The 16074-nt window shown below is 62.0% G+C and carries 14 protein-coding genes; 11 read left to right on the forward strand and 3 right to left on the reverse strand.

Translation table 11 applies throughout. The annotated features are described in order from the left end of the window. Window positions 1-53: 53 nt before the first annotated feature. From B0B13_RS15960 to ompA, 3 genes are all read right to left on the reverse strand, one after another. A complete protein-coding gene (locus B0B13_RS15960; protein WP_076797389.1) occupies window positions 54-764 on the reverse strand; it encodes an HAD family hydrolase in 711 nt (236 codons plus the stop codon). A gap of 11 nt (window positions 765-775) precedes the next feature. Next, the gene (gene ubiG, locus B0B13_RS15965) at window positions 776-1480 is read right to left on the reverse strand and encodes a bifunctional 2-polyprenyl-6-hydroxyphenol methylase/3-demethylubiquinol 3-O-methyltransferase UbiG (RefSeq protein ID WP_076797388.1); all 705 of its coding nucleotides are present in this window, start codon (window positions 1478-1480) and stop codon (window positions 776-778) included. Between the two features lie 230 nt (window positions 1481-1710). Next, window positions 1711-2457, reverse strand: a complete 747-nt coding sequence (gene ompA, locus B0B13_RS15970) for an outer membrane protein OmpA (protein ID WP_076797059.1) — start codon at window positions 2455-2457, stop codon at window positions 1711-1713. Window positions 2458-3027: 570 nt separating this feature from the next. Between ompA and gyrA the strand changes: the two genes are divergently transcribed. The 11 genes from gyrA to lapB all read left to right on the forward strand — a co-directional run bounded on the left by gyrA (window position 3028) and on the right by lapB (window position 16060). Further along, entirely contained in the window at window positions 3028-5631 is a 2604-nt protein-coding gene (gene gyrA / locus B0B13_RS15975; protein WP_076797060.1) for a DNA gyrase subunit A, read from the forward strand. An 82-nt stretch (window positions 5632-5713) separates the two neighbouring features. After that, the gene (locus B0B13_RS15980; protein ID WP_076797390.1) at window positions 5714-6313 is read left to right on the forward strand and encodes a DUF2059 domain-containing protein; all 600 of its coding nucleotides are present in this window, start codon (window positions 5714-5716) and stop codon (window positions 6311-6313) included. 185 nt (window positions 6314-6498) lie between these two features. Beyond that, window positions 6499-7581: a 3-phosphoserine/phosphohydroxythreonine transaminase gene (serC, locus tag B0B13_RS15985; protein WP_076785284.1), complete on the forward strand. Its 1083-nt coding sequence runs from the start codon at window positions 6499-6501 to the stop codon at window positions 7579-7581. Between the two features lie 46 nt (window positions 7582-7627). Next, window positions 7628-8710, forward strand: a complete 1083-nt coding sequence (pheA, locus tag B0B13_RS15990) for a prephenate dehydratase (protein ID WP_076797061.1) — start codon at window positions 7628-7630, stop codon at window positions 8708-8710. Between the two features lie 242 nt (window positions 8711-8952). After that, window positions 8953-9873 carry a prephenate dehydrogenase gene (locus tag B0B13_RS15995; RefSeq protein ID WP_076797062.1) on the forward strand — a complete coding sequence of 307 codons (921 nt, stop codon included), beginning with the start codon at window positions 8953-8955 and terminating at the stop codon, window positions 9871-9873. A 14-nt stretch (window positions 9874-9887) separates the two neighbouring features. Further along, a complete protein-coding gene (gene aroA, locus B0B13_RS16000) occupies window positions 9888-11204 on the forward strand; it encodes a 3-phosphoshikimate 1-carboxyvinyltransferase (RefSeq protein WP_076797063.1) in 1317 nt (438 codons plus the stop codon). A gap of 73 nt (window positions 11205-11277) precedes the next feature. Next, the gene (cmk, locus tag B0B13_RS16005) at window positions 11278-12009 is read left to right on the forward strand and encodes a (d)CMP kinase (RefSeq protein ID WP_076797064.1); all 732 of its coding nucleotides are present in this window, start codon (window positions 11278-11280) and stop codon (window positions 12007-12009) included. A 176-nt stretch (window positions 12010-12185) separates the two neighbouring features. Then, entirely contained in the window at window positions 12186-13919 is a 1734-nt protein-coding gene (gene rpsA / locus B0B13_RS16010) for a 30S ribosomal protein S1 (RefSeq protein WP_306666069.1), read from the forward strand. Window positions 13920-13925: 6 nt separating this feature from the next. Next, the gene (locus B0B13_RS16015; protein ID WP_076785279.1) at window positions 13926-14255 is read left to right on the forward strand and encodes an integration host factor subunit beta; all 330 of its coding nucleotides are present in this window, start codon (window positions 13926-13928) and stop codon (window positions 14253-14255) included. Window positions 14256-14554: 299 nt separating this feature from the next. Beyond that, a complete protein-coding gene (locus B0B13_RS16020) occupies window positions 14555-14848 on the forward strand; it encodes a LapA family protein (RefSeq protein ID WP_076785278.1) in 294 nt (97 codons plus the stop codon). 36 nt (window positions 14849-14884) lie between these two features. Continuing rightward, a complete protein-coding gene (gene lapB, locus B0B13_RS16025; RefSeq protein WP_076797065.1) occupies window positions 14885-16060 on the forward strand; it encodes a lipopolysaccharide assembly protein LapB in 1176 nt (391 codons plus the stop codon). Window positions 16061-16074: the final 14 nt, after the last annotated feature.

A 16074-nucleotide genomic window follows, 5' to 3' on the forward strand; every position in this document is an offset into this window, starting at 1 on the left:
GGTCGATGGGGAGGGTTTCAAGTGACGGACACGTCCAACCTACCGCGTCCGTGTTACTTCGAGATGACCTCGAGCAGGCGCTGGAGTTCCGTTGTCGTTTCGACCACGTGGTCGGCTGCCCAATCGGACGGAGCCACGTCGTTGCCGCAATAGCCATAGGCCGCTGCGACGGTCAGCATGCCGGCCGCCTTGCCGGCTTCGATATCGCGCAGGTCATCGCCGACGTAGACCATGCTGGTCGGTGCGATGCCGAGCCGCTGTGCGGCCAACAACAGCGGCGCAGGGTGGGGTTTCGGGTACGGTGTGGTATCGCCACCGATCACACATCCGGCGGCGGCGCCCAGGCCCAGTCGGGCGACCAGCGGCAATGCCAGCCGTTCGACCTTGTTCGTGACAATGCCCCACTGAATGCCGCGCGCGGACAGTCCGTCAAGCAATGGACGAATGCCGTCGAACAGCGTCGTGTCGATGCAAAGATCAGCCTCGTAGTTGGCGAGAAACTCTTCTCGCATCGCGCTGAAATCGGGGTCTTGTGGCCCGATGCCGAATGCGCCGCCGAGCAGCCCGCGTGCACCGGCCGAGGCCAGCGGACGCAGCCTCTGCAGCGGCACCGCCGACAAGCCGCGCACGCGGCGCATCTTGTTGACCGCTGCCGCCAGATCCGGCGCGGTATCGGCGATCGTGCCGTCCAAGTCGAACAAGATTGCGCGGCAGGTCGCGAGCACGGCGGGTACCGAGGCGGCCGGCGAGAGGGTGTCTGTCATGTTGTTGCAGTTCACGCGGCGCGCTGGCACGCAAGCATGTAATTGATGCGGGTATCGTCGGTCAACGCGAAGCGCTGGCCGATCGGGTGATAGGCTACGCCCTTGAACTCATGCGCGAGCAATCCAGCGTCACGAACGAACTTTGCAAGCTCCGATGGCTTGATGAAGCGCGTGTAGTCGTGCGTGCCCCGCGGCAGCATTTGCATCACGTATTCGGCGCCGATTACCGCGAATAAATAGGCCTTCAGGGTTCGGTTCAGCGTCGAGAAGAACACCCAGCCGCCCGGCTTCACCAACTGCGCGCAGGCGCGCACGATGCTCGCCGGCTGCGGGACGTGCTCCAGCATCTCCATGCAAGTGACCACGTCATAGGTCGCCGGCTCGCGGTCGGCGAGTGCCTCCGCGGAGATTTCTTCATACTCGACGTTTGTCACGCCACTCTCCAGGCTGTGCAGGTCGGCGACGCCCAGTGCGTTCTCGGACAAATCGATTCCCTTGACCGACGCGGCGCCCAGTTGCGCAATTGACTCCGACAGGATGCCGCCGCCGCAGCCGACGTCGAGCACCCGTTTGTCGAGCAAATGGGCGTGCGAGTCGATCCAAGACAGTCGCAGCGGGTTTATGTCGTGAAGCGGCTTGAATTCGGCTTTGGGATCCCACCATCGATGAGCGAGATCGCTGAATTTCTGCAGTTCGTGTGGATCGGCGTTGGTCATGACGGGCAAGGCGGGGGCGGCAGCAAGGCGGCGCGGCGCCGCGAACTGTTCACGCGGGCTAATAATGACTAGTATATCGGGCCACTGACACGCCGGCAAAGCGGTGCCTGCGCGATGATGTCGCAATTGGCGCCGAGCGGAACGTGCGGTGTCGTGGGTGACACTCGGATAAGGGCAAAAAAAAGCCCTGCCGATGCAGGGCGAGAAACCTCGGTTGCAAGCGAGCCGATTTATTGCTGCGGCTGGCTCGGCGTACCGACAGGCTGGTTCGACGTATCGATGGGCTGGTTCATCGTACCGGCGGGCTGGCTCGACGGATCGATGGTTTGGCTCGTCGTACCGACGACTTCCACTTCCACGCGGCGGTTCGGTGCCAGGCACGCGATCAACGCCTTGCGGTTCTTCTGGTTGCAGTCCGTCACGACCGGGTTACGCTTGCCCTTGCCTTCCGTGTAGATGCGGTTGTCCGGGATGCCCTTGCTGACTAGATAGGTCTTCACCGCTTGCGCGCGGCGCAGCGACAGACGCTCGTTGTACTTGTCCGAGCCGATCTTGTCGGTGTAACCCGTGGCGACGACCACTTCGAGATTCAAACCCTGGATTTTCGATGCCAAATCATCGAGCTTTTCTTCGCCGGCTGGCTTCAGCACCGCCTTGTCGAAGTCGAACAGCGTGTCCGCCTGATAAGTGACCTTCTGGCTCGTGATGATGGGTGCTGGTACGACCGGCGGGGGTGCCGGCGGCGTCGGAGCCTGAACTACCAGCGCGCCGTCGCACTTTGCGTTCGCGGTGGCCGGGGTCCAGAAAGCATCGCGCCAGCAAAGCTCGCTCGTGCCGTTCATCCACACGTATTCGCCGGTGCCGTTTGCCCAGTTGTCGTTGGCAGCTTGTCGCGAAGCTGGCACCGACTGTGCCGATGCGGATGCAGCCATGACCGCGGTAGCTGCAATGAACGCGAGCTTTGAAAGTTTATTCATATTTCTCCTCTCGAAATTGAGATTACCGCAGTTTTACTGCGAGCCTGTTGACGAAGACAAGTCAGACATTGCGCGAAGTATAACATTATGGCAATGCGAAAAACCGATGTATACACTTCGAACAGTGACTGACTTCTGCGCCACATTTTGCCATACCGGTCCTATCCAACGATAAATTTATCCTCCTCGCTAGGCCTTGATCCGGCAATTGTGGTTTGCTCGCAACAGTCGCCGAAGAACACTGTCTGGCTTGGCTGTGCGGCATTGTAGATAGGCGTTCGTGACGCCGTCGAGAAGGGAGATGAATTGGGCGGCGACCCGCGACATTCACGCGCGAGCCGTCACGGCCGATGCGCCCCTTGGCGCTGCACGGCGCTTCAGATTCGGGATTAGCGCGTCGGTGAAGCTGCGTGCCCGCTCGCGCGCGGCACTGCGCGCCGAGGCCGCCGGGGCTCGCATGCTAGAATCGTGTGATACGCGTTGTCCGCTACCGCCACGCCGGTACATGCGCCCACGCCACGCTCGCGACCCGGGGCCGGCACCGCCAGAGTTTGTCAAAGACACCAATAAATGGATCAATTCGCCAAAGAGACCCTGCCCATTTCTCTCGAAGAGGAAATGCGCCGTTCCTACCTCGACTACGCGATGAGCGTGATCGTGGGCCGCGCGCTGCCCGATGCGCGTGATGGACTTAAGCCGGTGCATCGGCGCGTGCTCTATGCGATGCATGAGCTAAACAACGACTGGAATCGCGCGTACAAGAAGTCCGCGCGTATCGTCGGGGACGTGATCGGTAAATACCACCCGCACGGCGACAGCGCGGTTTACGAGACGATCGTGCGCATGGCGCAGGATTTCTCGCTGCGCTACATGCTGGTGGACGGGCAGGGCAACTTCGGCTCGGTCGACGGCGACAACGCCGCGGCGATGCGCTACACCGAGATCCGGCTCGCGAAGATTGGCCATGAGCTGCTGGCTGATATCGACAAGGAGACCGTGGACTTTGAGCCGAACTACGACGGCAGCGAGACCCAGCCGCAGGTGCTGCCGGCGCGGATCCCGAACCTGTTGATCAACGGCTCGTCCGGTATCGCGGTCGGCATGGCGACGAACATCCCGCCGCATAACTTGAACGAAGTCGTCGACGCGTGCCAGCATCTGTTAAATCATCCACAAGCGTCGATCGACGAGCTAATCGAGCTCGTCCCAGCGCCCGATTTCCCGACGGCGGGGATCATCTACGGCGTGCAAGGTGTGCGCGACGGCTATCGTACCGGCCGTGGCCGCGTTGTCATGCGCGCCAAGACCCATTTCGAGGAGATCGACCGCGGCCAGCGCATGGCGATCATCGTCGATGAGTTGCCATACCAGGTGAACAAGCGCTCGCTGCTTGAGCGCATCGCCGAGTTGGTCAACGAGAAGAAGATTGAGGGTATCTCCGATATCCGTGACGAGTCCGACAAGAGCGGCATGCGCGTGGTGATCGAGCTTAAGCGCGGCGAAGTGCCGGAGGTTGTGCTCAACAATCTGTACAAGAATACGCAGCTGCAGGATACGTTTGGCATGAACATGGTCGCGTTGGTCGACGGCCAGCCGAAGCTGCTGAACCTGCGCGAGCTGCTGGAGTGCTTCCTGTCGCATCGACGCGAAGTCGTCACGCGCCGCACTCTCTATGAGTTACGCCGCGCGCGTGAGCGCGGCCACGTGCTGGAAGGCCTGGCGGTGGCGCTGGCGAACATCGACGAGTTCATTGCGATCATCAAGGCGGCGCCGACGCCGCCGATCGCAAAGCAGGAGTTGATGACGCGCGCGTGGGACTCGGCGCTAGTGCGCGACATGCTATTGCGCGCGCAAGGCGAAACCCCGGGCGGGCGCGATGCGTTCCGCCCCGATGGGCTGGCGCCCATCTTCGGCATGCAATCCGATGGGCTGTATAAGCTGTCGGACACGCAGGCGCAGGAAATCCTGCAGATGCGCTTGCAGCGCTTGACCGGCCTGGAGCAAGACAAGATCACCGCCGAGTATCGCGAGGTGATGGCGCAGATCGCCGATCTGCTGGATATCCTGGCCAAGCCGGAGCGGATCCGCACGATCATTGCAGACGAGCTGGTCGCGATCAAGGCGGAATTCGGTGACCCGAGGCGCTCGCAGATCGAATTGAACGCCACCGAGCTTGGTACCGAGGACCTGATCACGCCGCAGGACATGGTCGTCACGATGTCGCATGCCGGCTACATCAAGTCGCAGCCGCTGTCCGAGTATCGTGCGCAAAAGCGCGGTGGCCGTGGCAAGCAGGCGATCGTGATGAAGGACGACGATTGGATCGAGACGTTGTTCATCGCGAACACACATGATCACATCCTGTGCTTCTCGAATCGCGGGCGCGTGTATTGGCTTAAGGTCTACGAGGTGCCGCAGGGCTCGCGTAACTCGCGCGGCCGGCCGATCGTGAATATGTTCCCGCTGCAGGAAGGCGAGAAAATCAACGTAGTGCTGCCGGTCAAGGAATTTTCGGCTGACAAGTTCGTATTCCTCGCCACGTCGCTTGGCACCGTGAAGAAGACGCCGCTGGAGGCGTTCTCGCGGCCGCTGAGGAAGGGCATCATCGCGGTGGGGCTCGATGATGGTGATTTCCTGATCGGCGCGCAGATCACCGACGGACAGCATGACGTGATGCTGTTCTCCGACGCCGGCAAGGCGGTGCGCTTTGACGAGAACGACGTGCGGCCGATGGGGCGGGAGGCACGCGGCGTGCGTGGCATGCAGCTCGAGGACGGCCAGCAGGTGATCGCGTTGCTAGTGGCCGGCGGCGAGTCGCAATCGGTGCTGACCGCAACCGAGAACGGCTACGGCAAGCGCACGCCGATTGCCGAATACACGCGGCATGGGCGGGGCACGAAGGGTATGATCGCGATCCAGACCTCGGAGCGCAATGGCCGGGTGGTCGCCGCGACGCTGGTTGAACCGGATAGCGAGATTATGCTGATTACGACCGCTGGTGTGCTGATCCGTACGCGCGTTTCTGAGATCCGTGAGATGGGCCGCGCAACGCAAGGTGTTACACTAATTAGCCTTGACGAGGGCACCAAGCTGTCGGGCTTGCAGCAGATCGCTGAGACCGACGCGGAAGCTGACGCCGAGTCCGACGCGGAGACGGGTGGCGCTGACGAATGACGGCCGGCTGAATGCATGTCAGCCGGGTGGGGCTGCGGAGCGAGCGCTGGGTCGACAGAACAACTTTTTCATGGGAGTCGTGATGCAAAAACAATTCAAGCAGTGGATGTTGCTGGCCCTTTTCGTGCCGACGTTGGCGATGGCACAGGCGCTGCCTGCGCAGGGCGGCGCGGCTTCGACCCCCAGTGCAGCGCCGATCGATTCGGCCAAACAGGCCGCCATCAAGGACCTGCTCGATGCGATCGACGCGCCGAAGCTGGTCGGCGCCATTGCCACCAGCGCACAAATGCAAGCCAAGCAACTGGTGCCGGCGATCCTGTCTGATGCGCTGACCGAGAACAAGGCGCTCAACGACAAGCAGAAGCAGGCCGCCGTGCCGACGCTGCAAAAAAATGCTGTGCCCAAGCTCGTGGAATCCGCCGGCACGGTATTCAACAGCGAACCATTCCGCCAGGATGCGATGCAGGCGCAGTATGAAGCGTATGCGAAGTACTATTCGGCATCGGAAATCAAAGACCTGACGGCGTTCTACAAGAGCCCGACTGGCCGCAAGTTCATCGAGGTGCAGGATCAGGTAGGCCGCGACGTGGTCAGCGGCCTGATGCAAAAGTACATGCCGGCATCGATCAAGGCAACGCGCGACCAGGCCGACAAGGAAGTGGCCGCGGTCAAGGCGAAGTAACGTTGGCCGCGGATGCGCGCCGCCATGCGGGACGCGGCGGCGCGTGAGCGGCGGGCTGGGCGCCGTCAGTCACTTGGCGGTGCTGCGATGGCGATGTCATAATGGTCGTTTGCGATACTGCAAGCGGCCATTGCTTTTTTTCGACGCAGGCGCGTTGTTTGCGTTCGTTTCAGCTAGAGTCCCAGATGCGAGCGTTCAATTTTTCGGCGGGCCCCGCGGCGCTGCCTGAAGAGGTATTGCAACAGGCTGCCGACGAGATGCTCGATTGGCACGGTTGCGGCATGGGCGTGATGGAAATGAGCCACCGCGGCCGTGAATTCTCGTCGATCCACGAGCGGGCATTGCTCGACCTGCGTGAACTGCTGGCAGTGCCGGCCAGCCACCAGATCCTATTTCTACAAGGCGGCGGGCTCGGCGCGAACGCGATTGTGCCGATGAACCTGCTAGGCTCGCGCTCGAGTGCGGATTTCGTGTTGACCGGCGCCTGGACGCAGAAGTCCTATCACGAGGCAAAGAAGTATTGCAACGCGCATATTGCCGCCTCGGGCAAAACCGATGTGGGTTTCACGCGGATGCCGGCAGTGTCGGAATGGCGGCTCTGCGATGATCCTGCGTACGTGCACGTGTGCTCGAACGAAACGATTGACGGCGTCGAAATGTTCGAGTTTCCCGACCTGGGCAATGTGCCGCTGGTGGTCGATGCGTCGTCACACATTCTGTCGCGCCCGATGGACGTGGCCAAGTGCGGTGCGTTGTTTGCCGGCGCGCAGAAAAACATTGGCATTGCCGGCTTGACGATTGTAATCGTGCGCGAGGATCTGCTGGATCGCTCGCTCGCGATTTGCCCATCGGCGTTCGAGTGGAAGACGATTGCCGCGAACAACTCGATGTACAACACACCCCCTACGTATGCGATCTATGTCGCCGGGCTGGTGTTTCAATGGCTAAAGCGCCAGGGTGGTCTTGCCGCGATCGAGGCGCGCAATATCGAGAAGGCCACGCTGCTGTATGACTTCATCGACGGCAGCGATTTTTACTCAAACCAGGTCGAACGCGGGTCGCGCTCGAGAATGAACGTGCCGTTCTTTCTTGCTGACGAATCGCGCAACGACGATTTCCTGGCCGGCGCGAACGCGCGAGGGCTATTGCAACTGAAGGGCCACAGGTCCGTTGGCGGCATGAGGGCATCGATCTACAACGCGGTGCCGTTGGACGGCGTAAAGGCGCTCGTCGAATACATGAAGGAATTCGAGCAACGCCGCGCCTGAGGTCGCGTGGACCCAGGACCGGTTTTTTTCACGGGCCGATGTTGCGATGGACGAAGAATTGGATTTGAAGCTCAAGCCATTGCGCGAGCACATCGACGAGATCGATTGGCAATTGATCACGCTGCTGAACCAGCGTGCACAGGTGGCCCTCGAGGTCGGCGAGGTCAAGAAGGCGTATAACGCGCCAGTGTTCCAGCCGGAGCGCGAGCAGCAGGTGATCTCGCGTCTGCAGGCGTTATCTGCCGGGCCGCTGGGTGGCGAGCATATCGCGTTGATTTGGCGCGAGATCATGGCGGCGAGCCGCCAACTTGAGAAAGCGCAGCGGGCTGCGTACCTGGGCCCGGAGGGCACCTATAGCGAGCAGGCGATGCTCGGCTATTTCGGCCAATCGATGACCGGCTTGCCGTGCGTGTCGATCGACGAGGTGTTCCGCTCGGTCGAGGCGGGCGCAGCCGATTTTGGTGTCGTGCCCGTCGAGAATTCGACCGAAGGTGCGGTGTCGCGCACGCTGGACTTGTTGCTGGAGACGTCGCTGCAGATCAGCGGTGAGCTATCGCTGCCGATTCAGCATCATCTGCTTACGCAAAGCGGCACGTTGCAAGGGGTCACTCGGGTATGCGCGCATGCGCAAGCACTCGCGCAGTGCCAGAACTGGCTTTTTGCCAACGCGCCGCTGCTCGAGCGCCAGGCGGTGTCAAGCAATGCCGAGGCTGCCCGGGTGGCGGCGGTGGAACCCACCGTCGCGGCGATTGCCAGCGAACGCGCCGGGAAGCAGTACGGCTTGCAGACTGCGTTCGCGTTGATCCAGGACGATCCGTGCAATCGCACGCGTTTCCTGATCCTCGGCGGCGATCCGCCGGGTGCGACGGGCTGCGATAAGACATCGGTGATCTTGTCGGTGAAGAATGAGCCGGGTGCCGTGTTCCGAATGCTCGAGCCGCTGGCACAGTATGGTGTATCGATGAGCCGTTTCGAGTCGCGCCCGGCGCGCAGCAGTGCGTGGGAGTATTTTTTCTATATCGATCTTGAAGGCCATCGGCACGACGCGGCGGTCGCGGCCGCGCTCGTGGAGCTGGAGCATGCCGCAGCCTATGTAAAGATACTCGGTTCCTATCCGCGGGCCCGGTAGGGCCCGCGCCGGCGGGCCATTCGCTGGCGGCTGACGTGTGATCGCCATCGCTTGCCACAACTGTTGGCCAACCTCGTCGTTATTTGTCTGGAGCCTGAAACATCATGTCAGCCATGCAATACGGTCGGTCCCACGTGCGTGCGCTTGCTTCCAATGAAGTGTTCCTCGCCGCACTGCAAAAGGCGTTGGCACCGTCCTGATCCAGCAGGTGCATACCGTACACTTTATTACATTATCGTATCGTGGCCGTGTTCTCGTTTAATAAACTTGTCGTCGTCGGCGTCGGGCTGATCGGCGGCTCATTGGCGTTGGCGCTGCGCGAGCGTCACGGCCGCACCGGCACGATCGTCGGTGTCGGCCGTGGCGCCGGCTCGTTGCGCACGGCACTTGAGCGGCGCGTCATCGATGAGGCGATCATGATCGACGATGACGCCGCGCTGGCCGGCGCGTTGCGCGGCGCGGATTGGGTCGTGCTGGCGGCGCCCGTCGCACAAACCCGTGCGCTGCTCGGTGCCATCGCGCCGCACTTGGAGCGATCCACGATCGTCACCGACGCGGGCAGCACGAAGCAAGACGTCATTGCCGCCGCCCGCGCCGCGCTAGGCGCGCGGCTCGCGCAGTTCGTGCCTGGGCATCCGATCGCCGGACGCGAATCCAGCGGGGTCGAGGCGGCGCTCGCCGACCTGTATGTGGGACGCAAGGTGGTGTTGTGCCCGCTCGCGGAGAACCCGCGCGTGTTAGTGGATCGGGTAGCTGCCCTGTGGGAGGCGAGCGGCGCCTCGCTGCATGAGATGACTGCGCAGCAGCACGATGCGGTTTTCGCCGCCGTCAGCCACTTGCCGCATGTGCTGTCGTTCTCGCTCGTCGAGACGATTCTGCGCGCGCCGGACGCAGCGTTGAAGCTCTCGTTCGCCGGCGGGGGCTTTCGCGACTTCACGCGGATCGCGGCGTCGAATCCGGAAATGTGGCGCGACATCTGCGTGGCCAACCGTGATGCGCTGCTAGACGGGATCGACGCTTACTCGGCTGTGCTCGGGACAGTACGCGCGGCGATCGCTGCGGGCGATGGTGCGACGCTCGAAGCGCTGTTTGCGCGTTCGCGCAGCGCGCGGGCGCAATGGGGCCACGAGCGTGACGCGGCGTCCGAGCTCAAGCGGTGCTGAAAGGAACTTCTATCATGGAATACCTCGATCTCGGACCCTACACGCGCGCGACTGGCACGGTGCGCCTGCCTGGCTCCAAGAGTATCTCGAATCGTGTGCTGCTGCTGGCGGCATTGGCTGAGGGCGTCACGACGATCGACAACTTGCTCGATTCGGACGATACCCGCGTTATGCTGGCCGCGCTCGAACAACTGGGCGTCGTGTTGCAGCATGACGCCGTGCAGCGGCGTTGCACCGTGACAGGCGCCGGGCGCGTGTTTCCAGTCAAACGGGCAGCGTTGTTTCTCGGCAACGCGGGAACCGCCGTGCGGCCGCTCACTGCGGCGTTGGCAGTCATGGGCGGCGAGTACCGACTGCATGGCGTACCGAGAATGCACGAGCGCCCAATCGGTGACCTGGTCGATGGCCTGCGGCAGCTCGGGGCGCGAATCGACTATGAAGGCAATCCGGGCTATCCGCCGTTGCTCGTGCATCCAGCGTCGATTCGCGCGAATGCGCCGATTCGCGTGCGGGGCGACGTATCGAGCCAGTTCCTGACTGCGCTGCTGATCACGCTGCCGCTGGTGGAGACGGCCGGCGGCGAGGCGGTAGTCGAAGTAGACGGCGAACTCATCTCCAAACCCTATATTGAGATCACGATCCGCTTGATGGAGCGCTTCGGCGTGCATGTGCAGCGCGATGGCTGGCGGCGCTTCATCGTGCCGGCCGCCGGCCGCGTGCGCTACCGCTCGCCGGGGCGGATCGTCGTTGAAGGCGACGCGTCGTCGGCGTCCTATTTCCTCGCGGCCGGCGCGCTCGCCCATGGGCCGGTGCGTGTCGAAGGCGTCGGGCGGGCCAGCATCCAAGGCGACGTGCAGTTTGCCGACGCGTTGGTCCGTATGGGGGCGAACGTGATGATCGGCGACGACTGGATCGAAGTGTGCGGGGTCGAATCAGATGATGGCAAGCTGCAGCCGTTGGACATGGATTTCAATCTGATTCCAGATGCCGCGATGACGATCGCAGTTGCCGCATTGTTCGCTAGCGGTATGACCACGCTGCGCAACATCGGCAGCTGGCGGGTTAAGGAAACGGACCGGATCGCCGCCATGGCCACCGAACTGCGCAAACTCGGGGCGCACGTCGAGGAAGGCGCGGACTACCTGCGTGTGGCGCCGCCCGCCACGCTGACGCCCAATGCCGCGATCGACACGTATGATGACCATCGGATGGCAATGTGCTTTTCGCTGGCCAGCCTGGGCAATGTTCCGGTGAGGATTCACGATCCCAGTTGCGTCGGTAAGACATTTCCTGATTATTTCGACAGATTTGCCGCGATTGCGCGCGCTTGACCCCGTGCCGGCGGTCGGCCGGTCCGCGTGCGTAGGGTCGGCCGTTTGAAGTGTTTTAGTCTCCAATAGAGTAATGAAGTCCAATCGTCCATTTTATGAACCCGTGCCAGTCATCACGATTGACGGGCCGACGGCATCCGGCAAGGGCACGGTCGCGCAACTGGTGGCGGCGCACCTGGGCTTTCATTTGCTGGACAGCGGCGCGCTGTATCGGCTGGCGGCGCTGGCGGCGCAGCGCTATGGAGTGGGCAAGGACGACGTCGCCGCGCTGGTGGCGCTCATCGATGACCTCCATATCACCTTTCGCGAAGGCTGTGCGCAATTGGATGGTGTGGACGTCTCGACCGAGATTCGGCATGAGGCCGTCGGCAAGTTGGCTTCGGCGATCGCGGTACACGCGCCGGTGCGCGGCGCGCTGGTGGCCCGGCAGCGCGCGTTCCGCAAGCCGCCCGGCCTGGTCGCGGACGGTCGCGACATGGGCACGGTGATTTTTACCGACGCGGTATTAAAGGTGTTTTTGACGGCAAGTGCGGAGGCCCGCGCGCAGAGGCGTTATAAGCAATTGATACAAAAAGGGTTTTCTGCTAATATAGATGACCTTCTGCGGGATTTGCGCGAGCGTGATGCGCGCGATGCAAATCGCGCCAGCGCGCCGCTGAAGCCAGCGGCGGACGCGCGCCTGCTCGACACGTCCACGTTGTCGATCGGTGAAGCGGTTGATCGGGTCGTGGCCTGGTACCAGCAAATCGACCCAGCTACCGGTGCGGCGAAGGCGGGTCATGGCCGGCAAGGCCCGCAGGCGTGAGCGTTGCGGCTATACCGTGACGGACCGGGCAGTAATGCATCGGTGGTGAGGCTTCGTAGTGTCCGATGCAGTTGTGATGAATAGCAGTACCGTAGGTATTCCACAGTGACGTGGGATGTGTTTTCAACCCTTAACCCCGCATGCGGTCGCCGGCGATCATGAAGCCGAGTCCCGCCATGCACCATTTCATTTTTATGTCCGACCTGCAAACCTCTAACCCGAATACTGAATCTTTTGCGGCTCTGTTCGAAGAGTCGCTGACCCGCCAGGACATGCGCGCAGGCGAAGTGATCTCTGCCGAAGTCGTGCGCGTTGACCACAATTTCGTGGTCGTCAACGCGGGTCTGAAGTCTGAAGCCTACATTCCGATCGAAGAGTTCCTGAATGATCAGGGCGAGGTTGAGGTGCAGGCGGGCGATTTCGTATCGGTCGCGATCGACGCCCTCGAGAACGGCTATGGCGATACGATCCTGTCGCGCGATAAGGCCAAGCGTCTTGCTTCGTGGCTTGCGCTTGAAAAGGCGCTGGACAACAACGAGCTTGTGACCGGCACGATCACCGGCAAGGTCAAGGGCGGCATGACCGTGATGGTCAACGGCATCCGTGCGTTCCTGCCCGGCTCGCTGGTTGACACCCGTCCGGTCAAGGACACGACGCCGTACGAGGGCAAGACGCTCGAGTTCCGCGTGATCAAACTGGACCGCAAGCGCAACAACGTCGTGCTGTCGCGCCGCGCGGTGATCGAAGCCACGCAAGGCGAAGAGCGCGCGAAGCTGCTCGAGACGCTGAAGGAAGGCGCGATCGTCAATGGCGTTGTGAAGAACATCACCGACTACGGTGCGTTCGTTGACCTCGGCGGCATCGACGGCTTGCTGCACATCACCGACATCGCGTGGCGTCGCGTGCGTCACCCAAGTGAAGTGCTGTCTGTGGGCCAGGAAGTGACCGCGAAGATCCTGAAGTTCGATCAGGAAAAGAACCGTGTGTCGCTTGGCATCAAGCAGCTCGGCGACGATCCGTGGGAAGGCATTTCGCGTCGCTACCCATCGGGCACGCGGCTGTTCGGCAAGGTCACGAACATCACCGACTACGGCGCGTTTGTCGAGGTCGAGTCGGGCATCGAAGGCCTCGTGCACGTGTCCGAGATGGACTGGACCAACAAGAACGTCGCGCCGAGCAAGGTGGTGCAGCTCGGTGACGAAGTGGAAGTCATGGTGCTCGAGATCGACGAGGACCGCCGCCGTATCAGCCTCGGCATGAAGCAATGCAAGCCGAACCCGTGGGATGACTTCAGCCGCAACTTCAAGAAGGGCGACAAAATCACCGGCGCAATCAAGTCGATTACCGATTTCGGCGTGTTCATCGGCCTGCCGGGCGGGATTGATGGCCTGGTGCACTTGTCGGACCTGTCGTGGAGCGAATCCGGTGAAGAAGCGGTTCGCAAGTACAAGAAGGGCGACGAGGTTGAGGCCATGGTGCTCGGCATCGATGTCGAGAAGGAGCGCATCTCGCTGGGTATCAAGCAGTTGGAAGGCGACCCGTTCAACAACTTCGTGGCGATGAACGACAAGGGCTCAACCGTCGATGGTACGGTCAAGGCTGTCGATCCGAAGGGCGCCGTGATCCAGTTGAGCGCCGAGGTCGAAGGCTATCTGCGGGCGTCGGAAATCGCGCAGGACCGTGTCGAGGACGCGCGCAATGTGCTGAAGGAAGGTGACAAGGTCAACGCGATGGTCATCAACATTGACCGCAAATCGCGCGGTATCCAGCTGTCGATCAAGGCGAAGGATTCCGCGGAGCAGCAGCAAGCGATGCGCGGCCTGCAAGCCGACAGCAGCGCGGCCGCCAGCGGCACGACTAACCTCGGTGCGTTGCTCAAGGCAAAGCTGGACGGTCAACAGAACCAGTAAGGCAGCATGACCAAATCCGAGTTGGTCGCTCAACTGGCGCTGCGATTTCCGCAACTTGTCCTAAAGGATGCGGATTTTGCAGTCAAGGCGATGCTCGATGCGATGTCCGACGCGCTTGCCAATGGTCATCGCATCGAGATACGCGGCTTTGGCAGCTTTGCACTGAATCGTCGTCCGGCCCGGATCGGACGCAACCCCAAGTCTGGCGAGCGAGTCCAGGTCCCGGAGAAATGGGTGCCGCACTTCAAGCCGGGCAAGGAGTTGCGCGAGCGGGTTGACGGCAAGGCCGGCCAACCGATGAAGGCCGACAGTGCCGAGGCGTCGGACGACGCATGACGACAATATCGGGAGGCCTGCTGTTTCGGCAACCATCGAAAAAGCGCCATTTGGCGCTTTTTCTTTGACTGGCATCGCACGGTGCCGGCGGCTCCGGTGACCGGTTGTGGCCAAACACGCACGCCGTTGGGCGTGCCAGTAGGTGAGTGCGAGCGCTTCCATTACAATACGGGCACTTTCTCCGGCCCCCGGCCACGGTTCGGTTCCCTGCCACGGCCCGGCTACCCGATGCGCGGGTGCGGGTCGTTTGTCCAATTCGCTGGCGATCCGCTGTCCGGTCGCCGTCATCGAGATTGCCCATGAAGCTCATTGTCTGGCTGATCCGTGTCATCGTATTCGTGTTGCTGCTGGTGCTGGCGCTTGCCAACACGCAAGGCGTGACACTGAACTTCCTAGCCGGCTATACGTGGAATGCGCCATTGATCGTGATCGGGCTCGCATTTTTCGTGGTCGGCCTGCTTGCCGGGCTGGTGTCGGTGCTGCCGGCGGTCTTCCGGTTGCGGCTCGAAAACGGCCGACTCAAGCGCGAGCTGAAGACGGCCCGGCAGACACCAGTGACGACGGACGAACCGCCGATGCCGCCGATCATCTGACGCGTCCGGCACGCGTATGCTCAACGAATCACATTCATGGATCTTGATTTCTGGTGGTTGCTCATCATCCCGGTGGCCTTCGGGCTGGGCTGGGTCGCGGCCCGCTATGACCTGAAACACCTGCTGTCCGAGAGCGCGAACTTGCCGCGCTCTTACTTCCGGGGTTTGAATTTCCTGCTCAATGAGCAACCGGATCAAGCCATCGACGCGTTCATCGAAGTGGTGAAGCTAGATCCGGAGACAACCGAGCTTCACTTTGCCTTGGGCAGTTTGTTTCGTCGGCGCGGCGAGACGGAACGCGCGATCCGGGTTCATCAGAACCTGCTGTCGCGTGAGGACTTGCCGGCCAACGAGCGCGACCATGCATTGTACGAGCTTGGCCAGGACTTTTTAAAAGCTGGACTGCTCGATCGGGCGGAAGAGACCTTCCAGCGGTTGCACAGTGGCGGCTACGCACTCGGTGCGTTGCGGGCGCTGTTGACCATCTTCGAAATCGAGAAGGACTGGCACAAGGCGATCGAGGCGGCGCAACGAATCGAGGCGATGGGCGCGCCGCCGCTGGGCAAGGAGATTTCGCAATTCCACTGCGAGCTTGCGCAGGAAGCGTTGCAGTACAAGCGGATAGACGATGCACGCAACGCACTACAACAGGCGCTGCGGTGCAACCCACAGAATGTGCGAGCAACGATCCTGAGCGGCGATGTTGAGATGGCGTGTCACGAACCGACGCGGGCGCTCGAGTATTGGCGACAGGTCGAGCAGCAGAATCCCGCCTACTTGCCGCTGATTGCCAACAAGCTGATGCAAGCGTATGCGGCGACCGGCTGGTCGGCGCAGGGCGCCGCGCTGTTGACGCACTATGTCGAGGCGTATCCGTCGAACGATCTGCTTGACGCCGCCTACAAGCACATCGCCGAGTTGCGTGGCGCGGATGCCGCGCATGCGCTGGCGCGTACGCAGATGCAGAAGTCACCCAACCTGGCGGGCATGACGCGGCTGCTCGAAGCGCAGATTGCGGTGGCCGAAGAGCCTCGCAAGGGCGAACTGGAACTGATGCGCACGTTGATCCGGCAGCGCACGAAAAATCTGCCGCGATATACGTGCCAGAACTGCGGTTTTCGGGCGCGGTTATTCTACTGGCAGTGCCCCGGCTGCAGCGGCTGGGAAACCTACGCGCCGCGGCGGGTCGAGCCGATCGCGGCGGCGAGCTGACGGTGCACGACACG

The organism is Burkholderia sp. b14 (assembly GCF_900156195.1).
Classification (GTDB): Bacteria; Pseudomonadota; Gammaproteobacteria; order Burkholderiales; family Burkholderiaceae; genus Mycetohabitans.